The following is an 18,686-nucleotide window of genomic DNA, read 5'->3' as shown; positions in this document are numbered from 1 at the left end:
CCCGACCCTACCGACCCGCAGGTCGGGACGACCCCCGAGCCGCCCCGGCTCAGTGGGCGGCGCTCTCCCAGTTCGGCCCCACGCCGACCGAGACGTCGAGCGGGACGCTCAGCTCGGCGGCGCTGCCCATCCGGGTGCGGAGGATCTCCTCGACACGCTCCTGCTCACCGGGCGCGACCTCGAGGATGAGCTCGTCGTGCACCTGGAGCAGCAGGTGCGACTGCAACTCGCCTTCGCGCAGGTCGTCGGCGACCCCGAGCATCGCGATCTTGATGATGTCGGCGGCCGAACCCTGGATCGGGGCGTTCAGCGCGGCGCGTTCGGCGTTCTCACGCAGGACCCGGTTCGGGCTCTTCAGGTCGGGGAACGGACGACGGCGACCGAAGATCGTCTCGGTGTAGCCGTCCTCGCGTGCTTGCTCGACGACGTTGCGCAGGTAGTCGCGCACCGCACCGAAGCGGGCGAAGTACTCGGTCATCAGGGTGCGGGCCTCGGACTGCTCGATGCGCAGCTGCTTCGACAGACCGAAGGCACTCAACCCGTAGGCCAGGCCGTAGGACATCGCCTTGACCTTGGTGCGCATCTCGTTGGAGACCTCGGACGGGTCGACACCGAAGACCCGGGCGCCGACGAAGCGGTGCAGGTCCTCGCCCTCGTTGAAGGCCTGGATGAGCCCCGGGTCGCCGGAGAGGTGCGCCATGATCCGCATCTCGATCTGCGAGTAGTCGGCGGTCACGAGCGTCGTGTACGGCTCGGCCACCGCGAACGCCGACCGGATCCGGCGACCGACGGCCGTCTTCACCGGGATGTTCTGCAGGTTCGGGTCGGTCGACGAGACCCGGCCGGTGCTCGTGCCGGTCTGCTCGTAGCGGGTGTGGATGCGGCCGTCGACCACGGCGGCGTCGAGCGTGTCGACGATCTGCCGGAGCTTGGTGGCGTCGCGGTGCTGCAGCAGGAGTCCGAGGAACGGGTGGGGGTGCTGTTCCTGCAGGTCGGTCAGGCTCGCGGCGTCGGTCGAGAAGCCGGTCTTGGTCTTGCGGGTCTTCGGCATCGCGAGCTCGGTGAACAGGACTTCCTGCAGCTGCTTCGGCGACCCGAGGTTGACCTCGTGCCCGATCTCGGCGAAGGCCTGCTGTGCGAGCTCGGCGGCGCGCTCCCCCAGCTCCTTCGACAGGCCGGTGAGCACCGGGCGGTCGATGCCGACACCGATGGTCTCCATGCCCGCCAGCACCGAGACGAGCGGCAGCTCGATGTCGTCGAGCACCTGCAGCGAGGACGCGTCGATCCGGGCACGCAGGGCCGTGGTGACGCGGAGCACGAACCAGGCGTGCACTCCGACGTTGACCGGGTCGGTCTCGGGGACGAGTTGGTTCGGATCGGCCGTCGGCAGTTCTTCGCCGAGCTCCTGGTAGACGAGGTCGGACAGCGGCTGCCCCTGTTTGCCGGGCTGCGCGAGCCATCCCATGATCCGGGCGTCGCCGGCGATGCCGTTCACGACGAACCCGGCGGTGCCGAGCGCCTTGATCGCGGCCTTGGCGTCGTGGAAGTGCTTCGGGGCGTCGGAGGCGAACCAGGCCGAGAGCTGCTCGTAGTCCTTCGCGCCGCTGCCACCGGGCACGAGGACGGCGTCGTCGTGGGTGGCGATGCCGATCGCGCTCAGGCGACCGTCGATGACCTCGACAGCGACGCCGTAGCCGTTCGCCGCCTCGGTCGCGTTGCGCCGCTCGAGCCAGTAGCCGAGCTCTTCGTCGATCAGGGTCTTGACGGGCGGCGGGGTCGGCGCACCGTCGGTGACCGTGCCCTCGGCGGAGGGTTCAGCGGGATCGCCCGAACCGGCGACCTTGAACACACGGTCGAGCAGCGTGCGGAACTGCAGCTTGGCGAAGAGCTCGCGCACCGCGGTCTCGTCGACCGGGCGGAGCGCGACGTCGGCGGGACCGACGGGCAGCTCGACGTCGGTGACCAGGCGGTTGAGCCGGCGGTTCCGGATCGCCCGGTCCCGCTGCTCGCGCAGGTTGTTGCCGACGACGCCCTTGATCTCGTCGGCGTGCTCGAGGACGCCGTCGAGCGACCCGTACTGGGTCACCCACTTCACCGCGGTCTTCTCGCCGACCTTGTCGATGCCGATCAGGTTGTCGCTGGTCTCGCCGACGAGTGCGGCGATGTCCGGGTACTGGTGTGGCTCGATGCCGTACCGCTCGTAGACCTTGTCGCGGTCGTAGCGTGTGAGTTCGGAGACCCCGCGGACGGACGGGTAGAGCAGCGTGACGTCGTCATTGACGAGCTGGATCGAGTCGCGGTCGCCGGAGACCACGTAGACCTGGAAGCCCTGGTCGGCACCCTGCTTGGAGAGGGTCGCGAGGATGTCGTCGGCCTCGTAGTCCTCTTTCGTGACGGTGGTGATGCCCATCGCCTCGAGCGCCTGCTGCAGGAGCGGGATCTGCCCCTTGAACTCGGCCGGGGTCTCGGAGCGGGTGCCCTTGTACTCGGCGTACTCACGCGTGCGGAACGAGAACCGGGAGATGTCGAACGCCACCGCCAGGTGGGTGGGCTTCTCACGCTGCAGGAGCATCAGCAGCATCGAGATGAAGCCGTGGATCGCGTTGGTGTGCTGCCCCTCGCGGTTCACGAAGCTGTCGACCGGCAGCGCGTAGAAGGCCCGGAAGGCGAGCGAGTGGCCGTCGATGACCATGAGGGTAGGCTTTGCGGAGTCCGACACCCGGACAGCCTACCGACGCCCGCTGACACGGAAGGTCGACGCAGACCGTGACCGACGACACCGCATCGACCACGATCGATCCCCGCCTCGACGAACGCGGCATGGGCGAGCTGGCCGAGAAGATGGGCATGGTCATCACCGAGCTGTCGGCCGAACGAGCGGTCGGTTCGATCCCGGTCGAGGGCAACCGCCAGCCGGTCGGCCTGCTGCACGGTGGCGCCTACGTCGTCCTCGCGGAGAGCCTCGGTTCGATGGCCGCGAACGTGCACGCCGGGCCCGGCCGCTACGCCGTCGGCATCGAGCTCAGCGCCTCGCACTCCCGCAGCGCCACGAGCGGCCTCGTCACTGGCACGTGCACCGCGATCCACCTCGGCGGCACGCTGACCACGCACGAGATCGTCCTGACGGACGACCAGGGTCGCCGGTGCTCCACCGTCCGGATCACGAACATGATCCGCGAGCGTCGCTGACCGACGGACCGACGGCTCAGTCCTCGGGTGGCCGCTGCAGCAGCAGGCGGGCGTCGCCGAACCCGAGCCGCCGGTAGAGCCGCTCGCCGTCCACGCTCGAGTGCACCGACGTCCGCTCCACGCCGAGCTCGTCGGCGAGCTCGAGCAGCGCCGTGACGAGCCGTCCGGCGACGCCGGAACCACGCAGCTCCGGGTGCACGTACACCGTCTGCACGTCCGCGGTGAGCCGGCGACCCGGCCGGTCCGGCAACGGCGGTCGCGCGACCAGCCCGAGCCACGCCATGCCGAGCACGACGCCGTCCCGCTCCGCGACGACGCACCGGTGCGACCCCGCGTGGTCGGCCGCGAAGGCCGTCATCGCGTCGCGGTAGACCTCCACGGTCGCCGCCGGCTGCGCGCCGCCCTCGTCGACGCTCCACCGCCACCGCAGGTCGGCCACCGCCGGCATGTCGTCAGGCCGGGAGGCCCGGATCACCACGTCGTCCATGGCTCCAGCCTGCCAGGTGGTCGCGGCTCATGCCGCGGGACGTCGAGAACGCAGGAACGCCGCCGGACCCGGAGGTCCGACGGCGTCCCGTGAGCGACGGTGCGAGCTACACGGTGCTCGTCACTTCTTGGCGCTGAGCTGCTCGATGATCGCCTTCGCGACGTCGTGCATGGTCAGGCGGCGGTCCATCGAGGCCTTCTGGATCCAGCGGAACGCCTCGGGCTCGGTGAGGCCCATCTTCTCGTTCAGCAGGCCCTTGGCGCGGTCGACGAGCTTGCGGGTCTCGAAGCGCTCGACGAGGTCGGCGACCTCGGCCTCGAGCGTGATGATCTGCTGGTACCGCGAGAGGGCGATCTCGATCGCGGGGAGCAGGTCGTTCGGGGTGAAGGGCTTGACCACGTAGGCCAGCGCGCCGGCCTCGGTGGCACGCTCGACGAGGTCCTTCTGGCTGAACGCGGTCAGCAGGACGACGGGCGCGATGTGGTTCTTGGACAGCTTCTCGGCTGCGGAGATGCCGTCGAGCTGGGGCATCTTGACGTCCATCACGACGAGGTCGGGGCGGAGGTCGGTCGCGAGCTGGACGGCGGTCTCACCGTCACCGGCTTCACCGACCACGTCGAACCCGTTGTCGCGGAGGATCTCCACGATGTCGAGGCGGATGAGCGACTCGTCCTCGGCGACGACGACGCGACGGGGTGCTGGTGCTGTTGCTTCTGTGTCACTCACGGACGAAAGCCTACTAGACGACGGAAGTGCCGTATCCCAGATCACGCAGATCGAACGCCGGATCGATCGTTGGTACGAGTGGCGGGACGCGGGTCCGGAACAGCCCCGCACGCCGTGAGCGATTTCGTACGAGTGGCGGGACTTGAACCCGCACGCCGTGAGGCAGAGCATTTTGAGTGCCCCGTGTCTGCCGATTCCACCACACTCGCGAGGAGGCCAACACTACCAGCCCGACCCGCGCCTCCCGGCCCGTCGTCGACCGTCTCAGGAGCCCTCGAGCGCCTCGATGGCCGCCACGAGACCGGCTCGTCGCGGCGACCGCCGCGGCAGCACCGCGAGCAGCGCGCGGAGCACGAGCGCGTCGGTCGCACCGTCCGGGGTCCGCGCCCACGCGAGCAGCGCGTCGACGCCGCCGTCGGCGACGACCGACTCGCGGAACCGCAGCCGCACCAGGTCGCGGACCGCGTCGACGCCGGGTGCGGCCGAGCCCGGCAGGACCGGTCCGGCGTACCGGTCGACGGCCTGGAGGCGCGCCCCGCGTTCGAGCGCGGACAGCACGCCGTCGACGTCGGTCCGGACTCCGGTCACCCGGTACGGCCGCGACGTCACGGTCACGTCCGGCGCGTGCCGCGCGAGGACCCGGCGCAGCCGGACGACCTCGGCGCGCAGGGTGACGACCGCACCCGGGTCGCCGTAGACGGCGGCGGCGAGGTCGGTCGCCGCGAGCCCGTCGGGGTGCGCGGCGAGCACGACGAGCAGTTCGGAGTGCCGCGCGGACAGCTCGACGCGGCGGTCGGCGATCCGGAGCACGGCGGTGTCGGTTCCGAGCACGGTCAGCTCGGCCGACGGCACGCGGGGTGTCCGCGCGCGTGGGCGGACCGCGGCGAGGGCGAGCTGGGCCTCGGCTGCGGCGACCGTGGCGGCGAGCAGCGACAGCGTGTGCCGCTCGACGGCGCGGTCGTCGCCCGTCAGGTCGAGCACCCCGACGGTGGCGCCGCTCGCGTCGTGCACCGGGACGGCCGTGCACGAGAAGGGCTTGACGGCGTTCGCGTAGTGCTCGTCGGAGCGGATCTGCACCGGACGGTCCAGGCGCAGCGCGGTGCCGGGCGCGCTGGTGCCGACGCGGTCCTCCGACCAGTCGGCCCCGGGGACGAAGCCCATGTCCTCGGCGGCGCGACGGGTGGAGCGCGCACCGTCGACCCAGACCAGACGACCCGCGGCGTCCGCGACGGCGACGACGCACCCGGCCGAGCGGGAGTCGTCGAGCAGCAGCCGGCGGACCACCGGCAGCAGGGTGGCGAGGGGGCCGTCGTGCCGTGCGGCATCGAGTTCGTCGTCGCCGAGGGCGAGGACCGGGGCGGCGTCGGGGTCGACCCGGGCGGACCGCTGCCACGACGCAGCGACGAGCGGGCGGAGCCGACCGGGTGCGCGCATGCGTCCTCCGATCGACCCCACCCGCCGCTCCGTCGCGACGACTGCCGTCAGCCTACGTCCGGCGCATCCGCGGGACCAGGCCGAGATCGGCGAGCTCACCGTCGTCGAACATCCGCGATCGGGTGAGGAACCGCTTGCCCTCGGGGACCTCGACCGAGAACCCGCCGCCCCGACCATCGACGACGTCGATCGTCAGGTGCGTGTACTTCCAGTACTCGAACTGCGACACCGACATGTAGACCTCGACCGGGTCGAGGCCGTCGACCTGCAGCGCGCCGAGCAGGACGTCCCCGGGACCGGTCCGGAACATGCCGACGGGGTAGCACATCGGGCTCGAGCCGTCGCAGCAGCCGCCCGATTGGTGGAACATGAGCGGGCCGTGCCGGGCGGTGAGGGTGCGCAGGAGCTCCCCCGCCGCCGGCGTGACCGCGACGCGCGCGGTGTCGGGCATCAGAAGAAGCCCATCGGTCCATCGGCGTAGGAGACGAGCAGGTTCTTCGTCTGCTGGTAGTGGTCGAGCATCATCTTGTGGTTCTCGCGCCCGATGCCGGACTGCTTGTAGCCACCGAACGCCGCACCCGCCGGGTACTGGTGGTACGTGTTCGACCACACCCGTCCGGCCTGGATGTCACGTCCGGCGCGGTACAGGGTCGTGACGTCACGGCTCCACACCCCGGCACCGAGGCCGTACAACGTGTCGTTGGCGGTGGCGATCGCGTCGTCGTAGCCGCTGAAGGACGTCAGGGCGAGGACGGGCCCGAAGATCTCCTCCTGGAAGATCCGCATCGAGTTGTCGCCTTCGAACACCGTCGGGGTGACGTAGTAGCCGCCGGAGAGTTCGCCGCCCAGGTCGGCCCGTTCACCTCCGGTCAGGAGCTTCGCGCCCTCCTGCTTGCCGATGTCGATGTAGCTCAGGATCTTCTCGAGCTGGTCGTTGGACGCCTGGGCGCCGATCATCGTCGACAGGTCGAGCGGGTGTCCCTGCTTGACGGCACGGACGCGTTCCAGGCCGTCGGCGACGAACCCGTCGTAGATCTCCTTCGCCACGAGTGCCCGGGACGGACAGGTGCAGACCTCGCCCTGGTTGAGGTTGAAGAACGTGAAGCCCTCGAGCGCCTTGTCGTAGAACGAGTCCTTCTCGGCTGCCACGTCGGGGAAGAACACGTTCGGGCTCTTGCCGCCGAGCTCGAGCGTCACGGGGATGAGGCTCTGCGAGGCGTACTGCATGATCAGCCGCCCGGTGGTGGTCTCCCCCGTGAAGGCGATCTTCCGGATGTCCGGGTGCTGCGCGAGCGGTGCGCCGACCTCGATGCCGAAGCCGTTGACGACGTTGAGCACCCCGGCGGGCAGCAGGTCGCGGATGAGCTCGACGAGCACGTGGATGGACGCCGGGGTCTGCTCGGCGGGCTTCAGCACGACGCAGTTGCCGGCGGCGAGGGCCGGCGCGAGCTTCCACACCGCCATCAGGATCGGGAAGTTCCACGGGATGATCTGCCCGACGACACCGAGCGGTTCGTGGAAGTGGTAGGCCACCGTGTCGTGGTCGATCTCGCCGGCGGAGCCCTCCTGCGCACGGATCGCGCCGGCGAAGTACCGGAAGTGGTCGATCGCGAGCGGGATGTCCGCCCCGAGGGTCTCGCGGATCGGCTTGCCGTTCTCCCACGTCTCGGCCACGGCGAGCATCTCGAGGTGCTCCTCCATGCGGTCGGCGATCGTGTTGAGGATGACCGCTCGTTCGGCCGTGCTCGTCCGACCCCAGGTCGGGAACGCCTTCCAGGCGGCGGCGACGGCCCGATCGACGTCGGTGGAGTCACCGCGCGCGACCTCGGTGAACACCTTGCCCGTGACGGGGGTGGGGTTCTCGAAGTACTGGCCGCTCGCAGACGGCACGTACTCGCCGCCGATGAAGTGGTCGTACCGCGATCGGTACTCGACCAGGGAGCCGGGCTCGCCGGGTGCGGCGTAGCTGGTGGGCGAGGGTGCGATGGTCATGGTGGTGCCCTTTCGACGACGCTGTCGGGGCGCGCGGGTCGCGCGCCTGCTCCGCACGGTACGACCGCGGGGGTTGCAGGTGGTTGCACGGCCCGGGGCTCCGACGGGTAGCGTGCTGGGCACCAGCGCTGACGATCAGGGAGGAGCGCTCGTGGATTCTCGTGCCGTCAGGACGTTCCGGGTGTTCGTCGTCGTCACTGCCGTCGTCGCGATCGCACTGGGCATCGTGGCGATCGTCTGGCCCCGTCCGTCGCTCGTGCTCGTGGCGCTGCTGTTCGGCGTGTACCTCGTCGTGGCCGGCGCGCTGCGCGTCTTCGCCGCGGTGCGGGGGCACGGCACCCGCCCGGTGTGGCGGTGGACGTCCGGCATCGTCGGCGGCCTGGTCGCGGTCGCGGGGCTCGTGACCCTGCTCGACCCGGCGATCCCGCTCGTCGTCTACGCCGTGCTCGCCGGGGTCGGGTTCCTGATCGAGGGGGTCGCCGCGATCGTCGGCGGGTTCGTCGGCCACCCAGGGTCGTCACGCGTCCCGACGGTCGTCAGCGGTGTGCTATCGATCATCGGTGGCGTCGTCGTGCTCGTCGCGCCGGGGCTCGCGCTGACCGTCTTCATGGTCTTCGCCGGGATCGCGCTCATCGTCGTCGGGGCCGCGGCCCTGCTGCTCCTGCCGCCGCGCGCCGCCGTCCGCCGATAGTCGCCGCGTGCCGCCGTCAGCCGCTAGGCCGAACCGGTGCCGAAGAGCAGCCCGAGTGCGTAGGTGACGATCGCCGCGCCGAACCCGATGGCGAGCTGCCGGAAGGCCCGCTTGCCCGGCGAGGCCCCGCTGAGCACGCCGACGACGGCACCGGTGCCGAGCAGCGCGATGCCCACCAGCCCGCCGGCCACCGCGATCGCCGGCCACCCCTGCATGCCGAACAGGAACGGCAGCACCGGGATGATCGCGCCCGAGGCGAAGAAGCAGAAGCTCGACACCGCGGCGCTCAGCCCGGTGCCGACCGCCTCGTGGTCGTCCGCGACCGCGGTCGAACCGGTCGCCGGCCGCCGCTCACCGATGCCGGACAGCACCTGCGCGGCGTGCTCGGTCGCCTCGGCCTCGGACATCCCGCGCGCCCGGTAGACCAGGGCGAGCTCGTTCACGTCGACGTCGAGGTCCGACACCGCCCTGCCGGCCTCGGGGTGGGGCGCGGACGCCTCGAGCAGTTCGCGCTGCGACCGGACGGAGACGTACTCCCCCGCCCCCATCGACAACGCGCCGGCGAGCAGGCCGGCGATGCCGCTCAGCAGCACGAAGTGCCGGTCGGCCCCCGAGGCACTGATCCCGATGATGAGCGCCAGGTTGGACACCAGGCCGTCGTTCGCGCCGAACACCGCCGCCCGGAACGTTCCGGACAGCCGCATCCGCCCCCGGTTCGCGAGCCCGCGCACGACCTCGCCGTGGATCCGCTCGTCGGCGGCCATCCGCGCGGTCGCGTCCGAGTCGTCGGCGTACGGCGAGCGGTCCTCGGCGCGCTGCATGAGCGCGAGGACGAAGACCGACCCGAACCGCTTGGCGAGCACGGCGAGCACCCGGGTGCGCAGGCTCCCCCGCTGCGGCCGTCCGACGTCGTCGCCGAGCAGGTCGAGCCAGTGGTCGGCGTGGCGCCCCTCGGCCTCGGCCAGCGCGGCGAGGATCTCGCGCTCCTCGCCGGAACGGCGGGCAGCGAGGTTGCGGTACACGGCCGCCTCGGCACGTTCGTCGGCCAGGTAGCGACGCCAGCGGCGAACGTCGGCGCGCGGCGCCGGGGTGTCGGATCGGAGGCTCACAGCGACCATCCTGCCGCCTGCGGCCGACGTCCGGTCACCACCAGGGCCGTGGAGACGCGGCAGGGCGCGGACCGGAAGCGGTCGGCGCTGCTCGCACCGGGCCTCCAGTCCGCGCCCTGGTGGCGACGGAGCCTCGGGATCAGTCGCGGACGTACGCCGGCGCGGCCTCGGCGTGGGCGTCGCCCACCCGGTGCACGCGCAGGTCGTTCGTCGAGCCCTCGATGCCGGGAGGGGACCCGGCCGTCACGATGACGCGGTCGCCGGGGGCCGCAAGTCCGTTCTCGAGGAGGACGTCGTCCACCTGCGAGAAGAGCTCGTCGGTGTGGGTCTTCCGCTCCACCAGGAACGAACGGACACCCCACGTCAGGGCCATCCGGCGGCGCGTGGCCTCGTTCGGGGTGAAGGCGATGATCGGCAGACCGTGGCGCAGGCGCGACATGCGGCGGGCCGAGTCGCCGGACTCCGTGAAGACGCAGAGGTACGACGCCTCGGTGAACTCGGCGATCTCGACGGCGGCGAGGGTGATCGCACCGCCGAGCGTGCGCGGCTTGGTGCCGAGCGGCGCGATGCGCTCGAGACCGTGGTCCTCGGTGGACTCGACGATGCGGGCCATGGTGCGGACGGTCTGGACCGGGTACTCACCGACGCTCGTCTCACCGGACAGCATGACCGCGTCCGCACCGTCGAGGACGGCGTTCGCGACGTCGGAGGTCTCGGCGCGGGTGGGGATCGGCGACGAGATCATCGACTCGAGCATCTGCGTCGCGACGATGACCGGCTTCGCCATGCGGCGGGACAGCTCGACGGCGCGCTTCTGCACGATCGGGACCGCCTCGAGCGGGAGCTCGACGCCGAGGTCACCGCGGGCGACCATGATGCTGTCGAAGGCGTCGATGATCTCCTCGAGCGCGTCCACCGCCTGGGGCTTCTCGACCTTGGCGATGACCGGCAGACGCTTGCCCTCTTCGTCCATGATCTCGTGGGCACGCACGACGTCGCTCGCGTTGCGCACGAACGACAGCGCGATCAGGTCGGCGCCCTGGCGGATCGCCCAGCGCAGGTCGGCCTCGTCCTTCTCGCTCAGCGCGGGGACGTTGACGGCGACACCGGGCAGGTTGATGCCCTTGTTGTTGGACACCGTGCCGGGGACGACGACCTCGGTGCGGACCCGCACGCCGTCGGTGTCGAGGACACGGAGGCGGACACGGCCGTCGTCGATGAGCAGTGGGTCACCGGGCTTGACGTCCTGCGGCAGGCCCTTGAACGTCGTGCCGCAGATCTCCTTCGAGCCGGGGACGTCCTCGGTCGTGATGGTGAAGACGTCGCCGACGGCCAGGTCGTGCGGGCCGTCGGCGAACCGAGCCAGGCGGATCTTCGGACCCTGCAGGTCGACGAGGATCGCGACGGGCTTGCCGAGTTCTTCGGCGGCACGACGGACGTTGACGTAGTTGGCCTCGTGGACGCTGTAGTCACCGTGGCTGAGGTTGAGGCGGGCGACGTCGACGCCCGCTTCGATGATCTCCTTGACGGTCTCGTAGTCCGACGTTGCCGGTCCGAGCGTCGAAACGATCTTTGCGCGTCTCAATGGATTCCTTCGTGGTGGTGGATGGAGCTTGGGTTTCCGCGCTGTGGGGCCGCGCGGAACGAAGCGAGGCCACCAGCACCCTACCGAGTGCTGGTGGCCTCACGCTCACGGGAGCGTGAGCATCTGGTGGAGACGGTCCGCCGTCTGGCGGCGGTCCGACATCTGGTGCGCGTCCGACATCAGACGGAGATCGCCCGGTCGGTCGCCTTGACCGGTGCCGGCAGGATCGTGGAGCCCTCGAGGTACTCGTCGACCTGTGCGGCCGCGGCGCGGCCCTCGGCGATCGCCCACACGATGAGCGACTGCCCGCGACCCGCGTCGCCGGCGACGAACACGCCGGCCTCGTTGGTCGCGTAGTCGGCACGGCGGTCGAGCGCCCCGGAACCCGTGGTCGGCAGACCGAGCTGCGGCTCGATCGTGTCCGCCTCGGGGCCGGTGAAGCCCATCGCGATGAGGACGAGGTCGGCCGGGATCTCCCGCTCGCTGCCCGCCTTCGGGACCCGCCGGCCGTCGAGGTACTCGGTCTCGGCGACCCGCAGTGCGCGGACCTCGCCTGCGTCGTTCGACAGGAACTCGACGGTGGAGGCGAGGAAGTGCCGCTCGCCGCCCTCTTCGTGCGCGCTCGTGATCTCGAACACGGTCGGGAACATCGGCCACGGCTGGTTGGACGGACGCTCGAGCGGCGGCTGCTTGCCGATCGCCAGGTTCGTCACGCTCAGCGCACCCTGGCGGTGGGCGGTGCCGATGCAGTCCGCACCGGTGTCGCCGCCGCCGATGACGACGACGTGCTTGCCCTCGGCCGTGATCTGGTTGTCGACCGTCGTGCCCGCGTTCGCCTTGTTCTGCTGGACCAGGTAGTCCATGGCGAAGTGCACGCCCTCGAGGTCGCGCCCCGGGATCGGCAGGTCGCGCGGCACCGTTGCACCGGTGGCGACCACGACTGCGTCGTAGCGCGACTTCAGGTCGTCCCAGGTGATGTCCTTGCCGATCTCGACCCCGGCACGGAACCGGGTGCCCTCGGCCTGCATCTGGGCGAGGCGCGCGTCGATCTGGCGCTTCTCCATCTTGAAGTCCGGGATGCCGTAGCGGAGCAGCCCGCCAATGCGGTCGTCCCGCTCGTAGACGGCGACCGTGTGGCCGGCACGCGTGAGCTGCTGCGCGGCGGCGAGCCCGGCGGGGCCGGAGCCCACGACGGCGACGGTCTTGCCCGTCAGGCGCTCCGGCGGGTGCGGGGTGACCCAGCCGTTCTGGAACGCCTGGTCGATGATCGAGACCTCGACCTGCTTGATCGTCACCGGGGGCTGGTTGATGCCGAGCACGCACGACGACTCGCACGGGGCGGGGCAGAGCCGACCCGTGAACTCCGGGAAGTTGTTCGTCTCGTGCAGGCGCTCGATCGCCTGTCGGCCCTCACCGCGCCAGGTCAGGTCGTTCCACTCCGGGATCAGGTTGCCGAGCGGGCAGCCCTGGTGGCAGAACGGCACGCCGCAGTCCATGCAGCGGCCGGCCTGGCGCTTCAGGACACCGGACTCCTGCTGCTCGTAGACCTCTTTCCAGTCCATGAGCCGCACGGGCACGGGTCGCCGGGGCGGGAGTTCGCGTTCCTGGACCTTCAGGAATCCCTTGGGGTCAGCCACCGGTCACCTCCATGATCCTGTTCCAAACGATGTCACCGTCGGGGTCGAGCCCCTCGTCGACGGCCTGTCTGCGCGTCTCGAGCACCGCCGCGTAGTCGCGCGGCAGCACCTTGACGAAGTCGCTCAGGTCTCCGGACGCCAGCAGGTCGGACGCGAGCGTCGACCCCGTCTCGTCGGCGTGCCGGGTGAGCAGGTCGGTGACGATCTCGACGTCGGCGCTGTCGAGCGCCTCGAGCCGGAGTTCGCCGGACGCCAATGCGTCGGTGTTCACGTGTTCCTGGCGCAGGCCTCGGACGTACGCCGTCCCACCGGACATGCCGGCGCCGAGGTTCCGGCCGGTCTCGCCGAGGATGAGCGCGAGCCCGCCCGTCATGTACTCGAGCGCGTGGTCGCCCACGCCCTCGACGACGGCCGTGGCACCGGAGTTCCGCACCAGGAACCGCTCGCCCACGATCCCGCGGATGAACATGCTGCCCTGGGTGGCGCCGTACCCGATGACGTTGCCGGCGATGACGTTCTCGGCCGGGTCGAAGCCCGAGCCGGCGTCGGGGCGGACGACGATCTGGCCGCCGGAGAGTCCCTTGCCGACGTAGTCGTTGCTGTCGCCGATGAGCCGCAGTGTGATGCCCGCCGGCAGGAACGCGCCGAGCGACTGCCCGGCGGAACCGCGCAGCGTCACGTCGATCGAACCGTTCGGCAGGCCGTGCTCGCCGTGGCGCAGGGTCACCTGGTGGCCGAGCATGGTGCCGACGGCGCGCTCGGTGTTGCGGATGGGCAGGTCGAGCGCGATCGAACCGCCGTGGTCGAGCACGTCCGCGGTCTGCTGGATGAGCTGCACGTCGAAGTGCTGGTCCAGCTCGTGGTCCTGCTCGCGGTGGTGGCGGCGCGGTTCGGCGTCGTCGAAGTGCGGTCCCTTGAGCACCGGCGCGAGGTCGAGCCCGGAGGCCTTCCAGTGCTCGACGGCACGGTCGACGTCGAGCGCTTCGGTCTGCCCGATGGCCTCGTCGAGGCTGCGGAAGCCGAGCTCGGCGAGGAGCTCGCGGACCTCTTGCGCGATGAACTCGAAGAAGTTCACGACGAACTCGGGCTTGCCGGAGAACCGCTTGCGGAGCTCGGGGTTCTGCGTGGCGACGCCGACCGGGCAGGTGTCCAGGTGGCAGACCCGCATCAGGATGCAGCCCTCGACCACGAGCGGCGCAGTCGCGAAGCCGTACTCCTCGGCACCGAGCAACGCGGCCACGACGACGTCGCGCCCGGTCTTCATCTGCCCGTCCACCTGCACGACGACGCGGTCGCGCATGCCGTTCAGCATGAGCGTCTGCTGGGTCTCGGCCAGGCCGATCTCCCACGGGGTACCGGCGTGCTTGAGCGAGTTCAGTGGGCTCGCGCCGGTGCCGCCGTCGTGGCCGGACACGAGCACGACGTCGGCCAGGGCCTTCGTCACGCCGGCCGCGACCGCACCGATGCCGGACTGGCTCACGAGCTTCACGTGGACGCGGGCGGCCGGGTTGGCGCGCTTGACGTCGAAGATCAGCTGCTTGAGGTCCTCGATGGAGTAGATGTCGTGGTGCGGCGGCGGCGAGATGAGGCCGACGCCCGCGGTGGCGTGCCGGGTGCGGGCCACCCACGGGTAGACCTTCGCCGGCGGCAGCTGCCCGCCCTCGCCGGGCTTCGCGCCCTGCGCCATCTTGAGCTGGATGTCGGTGGCGTGTGTCAGGTACATGCTCGTCACGCCGAACCGGCCGGAGGCGACCTGCTTGATCGCGCTGCGACGCTCGGGATCGAGCAGGCGGTCGACGTCCTCGCCGCCCTCGCCCGTGTTCGATCGGCCGCCGAGTCGGTTCATCGCGATGGCGAGCGTCTCGTGGGCTTCCTTGGAGATGGACCCGTAGGACATCGCGCCCGTGTTGAAACGCTTGACGATCGACTCGATCGACTCGACCTCGTCGAGCGCGATGGGCTTGCGCGCGCCCTGCTTGAACCGGAACAGCCCGCGGAGCGTCATCAGCTGCTCGGACTGGTCGTCCACAGCGCTCGAGTACTCGCGGAAGATGTCGTACCGACGGGCACGGGTGGCGTGCTGCAGGCGGAACACCGTGTCCGGGTTGAACAGGTGCGGCGGACCCTGGCGGCGCCACTGGTACTCGCCACCGATCTGCAGACGCTCGTGCGAGAGCACCGCGCCGTCCTGCGGGTACGCCTGGGCGTGCCGCTCGGCGTTCTCCTTGGCGATGACGTCGATGTCGACGCCGCCCAGGATCGACGAGGTGCCCGTGAAGTACTTGTCGACGAACTCCTGGCTGAGCCCGACGGCCTCGAACGCCTGCGCGCCGGCGTAGCTGGACACCGTGGAGATGCCCATCTTCGACATGATCTTCAGCACGCCCTTGCCGAGCGCCTTGATGACGTTCTTGACGGCCTGCTCCGGGGTGATCCCGGGGATCATGCCGGCGCGCACCAGGTTCTCGCAGGTCTCCATCGCCAGGTACGGGTTGATCGCCGAGGCGCCGTACCCGATGAGGGTCGCCACGTGGTGGACCTCACGCACGTCGCCGGCCTCGACGATGAGCCCGACCTTCATGCGCTGTTCGGTGCGGATCAGGTGGTGGTGGACCGCGGCGAGGAGCAGGAGGCTCGGCACCGGTGCCTGCTCGGAGTTGCCGTCGCGGTCGGACAGCACGATGAACTGCTTGCCGGACTCGATCGCGGCGTCGACCTCGTCGCACACGGCAGCGATGCGCTTCTGCATCGCCTTCTTGCCGGCGTCGACGCGGTACAGGCCCTTGATCGTGACGGTCAGGTGGCGACCCGACTCGGTCTCGAAGTGCTGCACCTTGGCGAGCTGGTCGTTGTCGATCACCGGAAAGTCGAGCGTGATCTGCTTCGCGTGCTCGGGACCGGCGGAGAGCAGGTTGCGCTCCGGGCCGAGCCCCATCCCCATCGAGGTGATGACCTGCTCGCGGATCGAGTCGAGCGGCGGGTTGGTCACCTGCGCGAACTGCTGCGTGAAGTAGTCGAAGAGCAGGCGCGGACGCTCCGACAGCACGGCGATCGGGGTGTCCGAGCCCATCGCACCGAGGGGCTCGGCTCCCGCTGCCGCCATCGGGCGCAGCAGGATCCTGACCTCTTCTTCGGTGTACCCGAACGCGCGCTGACGACGGGTGACCGAGGCCGGGGTGTGCACGATGTGCTCGCGCTCCGGCAGGTCGTTGAGGTTGATCCGGCCCGCTTCGAGCCAGTCGCCCCACGGACCCGAGGCGGCGAGCTCGCGCTTGACCTCGTCGTCCTCGATGATGCGGCCGGCCTCGGTGTCCACCAGGAACATCCGGCCCGGACGCAGGCGCCCCTTGCGCACGACCTTGGCGGCCGGCACGTCGATGACGCCGGTCTCGGAGCCCATCACGATGAGGCCGTCGTCCGTGACCAGGAATCGCCCGGGGCGCAGCCCGTTGCGGTCGAGCGTGGCACCGACCAGCGAGCCGTCGGTGAAGGTGATGGCTGCGGGCCCGTCCCACGGCTCCATGAGCATCGAGTGGTACTCGTAGAACGCGCGGAGGTCCGGGTCCATCCCGACCTGGTTCTCCCACGCCTCGGGAACCATCATCGACACCGCGTGCGGCAGGGTCCGGCCGGTCAGGGTCAACAGCTCGAGGACCTCGTCGAACGAGGCCGAGTCGCTCGCCCCCGGGCTCACGATGGGCAGCAGCGGGGCCATGTCGCCGAGCAGTTCGCTCTCGAGCTGCGACTGCCGGGCCCGCATCCAGTTGCGGTTGCCGCGCACCGTGTTGATCTCCCCGTTGTGGGCGATCGTCCGGAACGGCTGGGCGAGCGGCCACGACGGGAACGTGTTGGTGGAGTAGCGCGAGTGCACGATCGCGAGCTTCGACGCGAAGCGCTCGTCGCTGAGGTCCGGGTAGAACGGCTCGAGCTGGAGCGTCGTGACCATGCCCTTGTAGACCATGGTGCGGCTCGACAGCGACATGAAGTACAGGTCGTTGTCGTGCTCGGCGCGCTTGCGGAGTCGGAAGGCCTGGCGGTCGAGGGCGATCCCGCTCCACGATGCCCCGTGCACGTCGTGCCGGATGGAGGCGACGAAGAGCTGCTCGAACGCCGGCATCGCGGCGCGGGCCAGCGTGCCGAGGACCTCCGGACGCACCGGGACCTCACGCCACCCGAGGACCTTCAGGCCCTCTTCGCGGGCGAGCCGCTCGACGGCGCCCTTCACCGCGTGGCGGGCGTCGTCGTCCAGGGGCAGGTAGGCGGTGCCGACGGCGTACTCCCCCGCTGCCGGCAGCTCGAAGGGCACGACGGCCCGCAGGAACTCGTCGGGCACCTGGCACAGGATGCCCGCGCCGTCACCGGTGCCCGCGTCGGAGCCCACGGCACCGCGGTGCTCGAGGTTCCGGAGCGCACCGAGCGCCGCGTCGACGATGTCGTGTCCGGGCGTGCCGCGCAGGGTCGCGACCATCGCGAGCCCGCATGCGTCCTTCTCGTTCGCCGGGTCGTACATGCCGGTGGCGTCCGGGATCGCGGAGAAGCGGCGGTGCGGCGGCACGAGGCTCGTCGGTGCCGAGGGCTGAGTTGGCTGGAGCGCCATGGGGAACCGTCCTCACGAGGAAGTGGAACAGGGACAGCGGTGGCCCGGTGGTGCGTTCCGCCCGAGCGGGCGGGACTGGTGCCCGTGCCCGCCGGCGGTGCGTTGTCCTGCCGGCCGGCGAGGTTGCTCGGCCCCGCTTGTGGCGGGGACCGTCTGGTGCTGCTGCTGCTGGTGGTGCTGCACGTGACCTGTGGTCGTCGGGAGCGGGTGCTCCCACCACTGGGGTCAGCGAGCGGTCGTGACCGGATCGTCGCTCGTGACGCCGTCTGCCGCGTCGTCGTCGTGCTCCGAGAAGGTGTCGTCCGAGTCTACAACGGAGCTCGGACGGGGCCCGCGACCCGGCAGGTACGGGCTCGGCTCCTTGCCCGTGTGCCGTCGGCTCTGCACCACGAAGATCAGGATGCCGATGATGACCGCCGCGAGAGCCACCCACACGTTGGTGCGCACGCCGAAGAAGGTCTCGCTCGTGTCGACGCGGATGGACTCGAGCACCGAACGTCCGGCGCCGTACCAGATCAGGTACAGGCCGAGGACCTTGCCCCACTGCAGCGTGAACCTGCGTGCCAGGAACAGGATGACGATGACGCCGAGCACGTTCCAGATGATCTCGTACAGGAACGTCGGGTGGAACAGCGTGCCCTCGGGCAGGCCCTTCGGGAACGCGGCGTTGCTCGAGTCGATCTCGAGGCCCCAGGGCAGGCTCGTCGGCATGCCGAAGAGCTCCTGGTTGAAGTAGTTGCCCAGGCGACCGAATGCCTGCGCGAGCAGGACGCCCGGCACGACGGCGTCGATGAACGACGAGAACCGGAGGCCGACCTGGCGGCACCCGATCCACGCACCGACGGAGCCCAGGATCAACGCGCCGAAGATGGCGAGCCCGCCCTCCCAGATGTAGAGGAAGGACAGCGGGTCGATGCCGGGGCCGAAGTAGTCGGACACGTGGGTGAACACGTGGAAGAGGCGACCGCCGATGATGCCGGCGGGCACGGCCCAGATCGCGATGTCGATGATGATCCAGCGCTCGACGCCGCGGGCGTTGAGTCGGCGGTTCGCCAGGACGACCGCGGCCACGATCCCGATCAGGATGCAGATCGCGTACGCGTGGATGCGGAAGTCGAGGGGCAGCGACCAGCCGAACGCGTCGCGCAGCCAGGCGGTCAGGTCGAAGTACTGCCAGGCGGTGCTCGGGCTCGGGATGCTCAGGAGGGGCATGGAGGTGCTGTCGCCTTTCGGAACTGA

Annotated in this window: 13 protein-coding genes and 1 tRNA gene; 2 read left to right on the top strand and 12 right to left on the bottom strand. The window is 70.4% G+C overall.

From position 1 onward, the window contains the following. Positions 1-49 precede the first annotated feature (49 nt). The gene (polA, locus tag DEJ17_RS00540) at positions 50-2,692 is read right to left on the bottom strand and encodes a DNA polymerase I (protein ID WP_258366576.1); all 2,643 of its coding nucleotides are present in this window, start codon (positions 2,690-2,692) and stop codon (positions 50-52) included. 128 nt (positions 2,693-2,820) lie between these two features. Here polA and DEJ17_RS00535 point away from each other — a divergent pair, with 128 nt between their 5' ends. Further along, positions 2,821-3,189 (top strand): PaaI family thioesterase, encoded by a 369-nt coding sequence (locus tag DEJ17_RS00535; RefSeq protein ID WP_110891734.1) that lies wholly within the window; start codon positions 2,821-2,823, stop codon positions 3,187-3,189. 16 nt (positions 3,190-3,205) lie between these two features. On the opposite strand, the gene DEJ17_RS00530 is transcribed toward DEJ17_RS00535, so the two are convergent. From DEJ17_RS00530 to DEJ17_RS00505, 6 genes are all read right to left on the bottom strand, one after another. Next, the gene (locus DEJ17_RS00530; protein WP_110891592.1) at positions 3,206-3,676 is read right to left on the bottom strand and encodes a GNAT family N-acetyltransferase; all 471 of its coding nucleotides are present in this window, start codon (positions 3,674-3,676) and stop codon (positions 3,206-3,208) included. Between the two features lie 120 nt (positions 3,677-3,796). Then, positions 3,797-4,402, bottom strand: a complete 606-nt coding sequence (locus DEJ17_RS00525) for an ANTAR domain-containing response regulator (protein ID WP_017887240.1) — start codon at positions 4,400-4,402, stop codon at positions 3,797-3,799. Between the two features lie 127 nt (positions 4,403-4,529). Continuing rightward, positions 4,530-4,611: transfer RNA gene (locus DEJ17_RS00520), tRNA-Leu, on the bottom strand. Positions 4,612-4,666: 55 nt separating this feature from the next. Next, positions 4,667-5,836 carry a helix-turn-helix domain-containing protein gene (locus DEJ17_RS00515; RefSeq protein WP_110891591.1) on the bottom strand — a complete coding sequence of 390 codons (1,170 nt, stop codon included), beginning with the start codon at positions 5,834-5,836 and terminating at the stop codon, positions 4,667-4,669. A 52-nt stretch (positions 5,837-5,888) separates the two neighbouring features. Continuing rightward, positions 5,889-6,287, bottom strand: a complete 399-nt coding sequence (locus DEJ17_RS00510) for a DUF779 domain-containing protein (protein ID WP_110891590.1) — start codon at positions 6,285-6,287, stop codon at positions 5,889-5,891. After that, positions 6,287-7,828, bottom strand: a complete 1,542-nt coding sequence (locus tag DEJ17_RS00505) for an aldehyde dehydrogenase family protein (RefSeq protein WP_110891589.1) — start codon at positions 7,826-7,828, stop codon at positions 6,287-6,289. Before DEJ17_RS00505 ends, DEJ17_RS00510 begins: the two co-directional genes overlap by 1 nt. Positions 7,829-7,979: 151 nt before the next feature. Here DEJ17_RS00505 and DEJ17_RS00500 point away from each other — a divergent pair, with 151 nt between their 5' ends. Beyond that, complete coding sequence (locus DEJ17_RS00500) at positions 7,980-8,519, top strand: HdeD family acid-resistance protein (protein ID WP_163343589.1); 540 nt, start codon at positions 7,980-7,982, stop codon at positions 8,517-8,519. 23 nt (positions 8,520-8,542) lie between these two features. On the opposite strand, the gene DEJ17_RS00495 is transcribed toward DEJ17_RS00500, so the two are convergent. The 5 genes from DEJ17_RS00495 to lgt form a co-directional block, all read right to left on the bottom strand. Then, positions 8,543-9,637 (bottom strand): VIT1/CCC1 transporter family protein, encoded by a 1,095-nt coding sequence (locus tag DEJ17_RS00495; protein WP_110891588.1) that lies wholly within the window; start codon positions 9,635-9,637, stop codon positions 8,543-8,545. 130 nt (positions 9,638-9,767) lie between these two features. Beyond that, entirely contained in the window at positions 9,768-11,213 is a 1,446-nt protein-coding gene (pyk, locus tag DEJ17_RS00490) for a pyruvate kinase (RefSeq protein WP_110891587.1), read from the bottom strand. Between the two features lie 179 nt (positions 11,214-11,392). After that, the gene (locus tag DEJ17_RS00485) at positions 11,393-12,850 is read right to left on the bottom strand and encodes a glutamate synthase subunit beta (protein WP_110891586.1); all 1,458 of its coding nucleotides are present in this window, start codon (positions 12,848-12,850) and stop codon (positions 11,393-11,395) included. Then, positions 12,843-17,447 carry a glutamate synthase large subunit gene (gltB, locus tag DEJ17_RS00480; RefSeq protein ID WP_375342549.1) on the bottom strand — a complete coding sequence of 1,535 codons (4,605 nt, stop codon included), beginning with the start codon at positions 17,445-17,447 and terminating at the stop codon, positions 12,843-12,845. Before gltB ends, DEJ17_RS00485 begins: the two co-directional genes overlap by 8 nt. A gap of 225 nt (positions 17,448-17,672) precedes the next feature. After that, on the bottom strand, positions 17,673-18,659 hold the full coding sequence (lgt, locus tag DEJ17_RS00475; protein WP_181420966.1) for a prolipoprotein diacylglyceryl transferase: 987 nt from the start codon (positions 18,657-18,659) through the stop codon (positions 17,673-17,675). Positions 18,660-18,686 lie beyond the last annotated feature (27 nt).

Source organism: Curtobacterium sp. MCSS17_011 (assembly GCF_003224275.1).
Lineage (GTDB): Bacteria > Actinomycetota > Actinomycetes > Actinomycetales > Microbacteriaceae > Curtobacterium.
The sequence above is the reverse complement of the archived record's forward strand: the minus strand, read 5'-3'. Positions and strand labels throughout refer to the sequence as shown.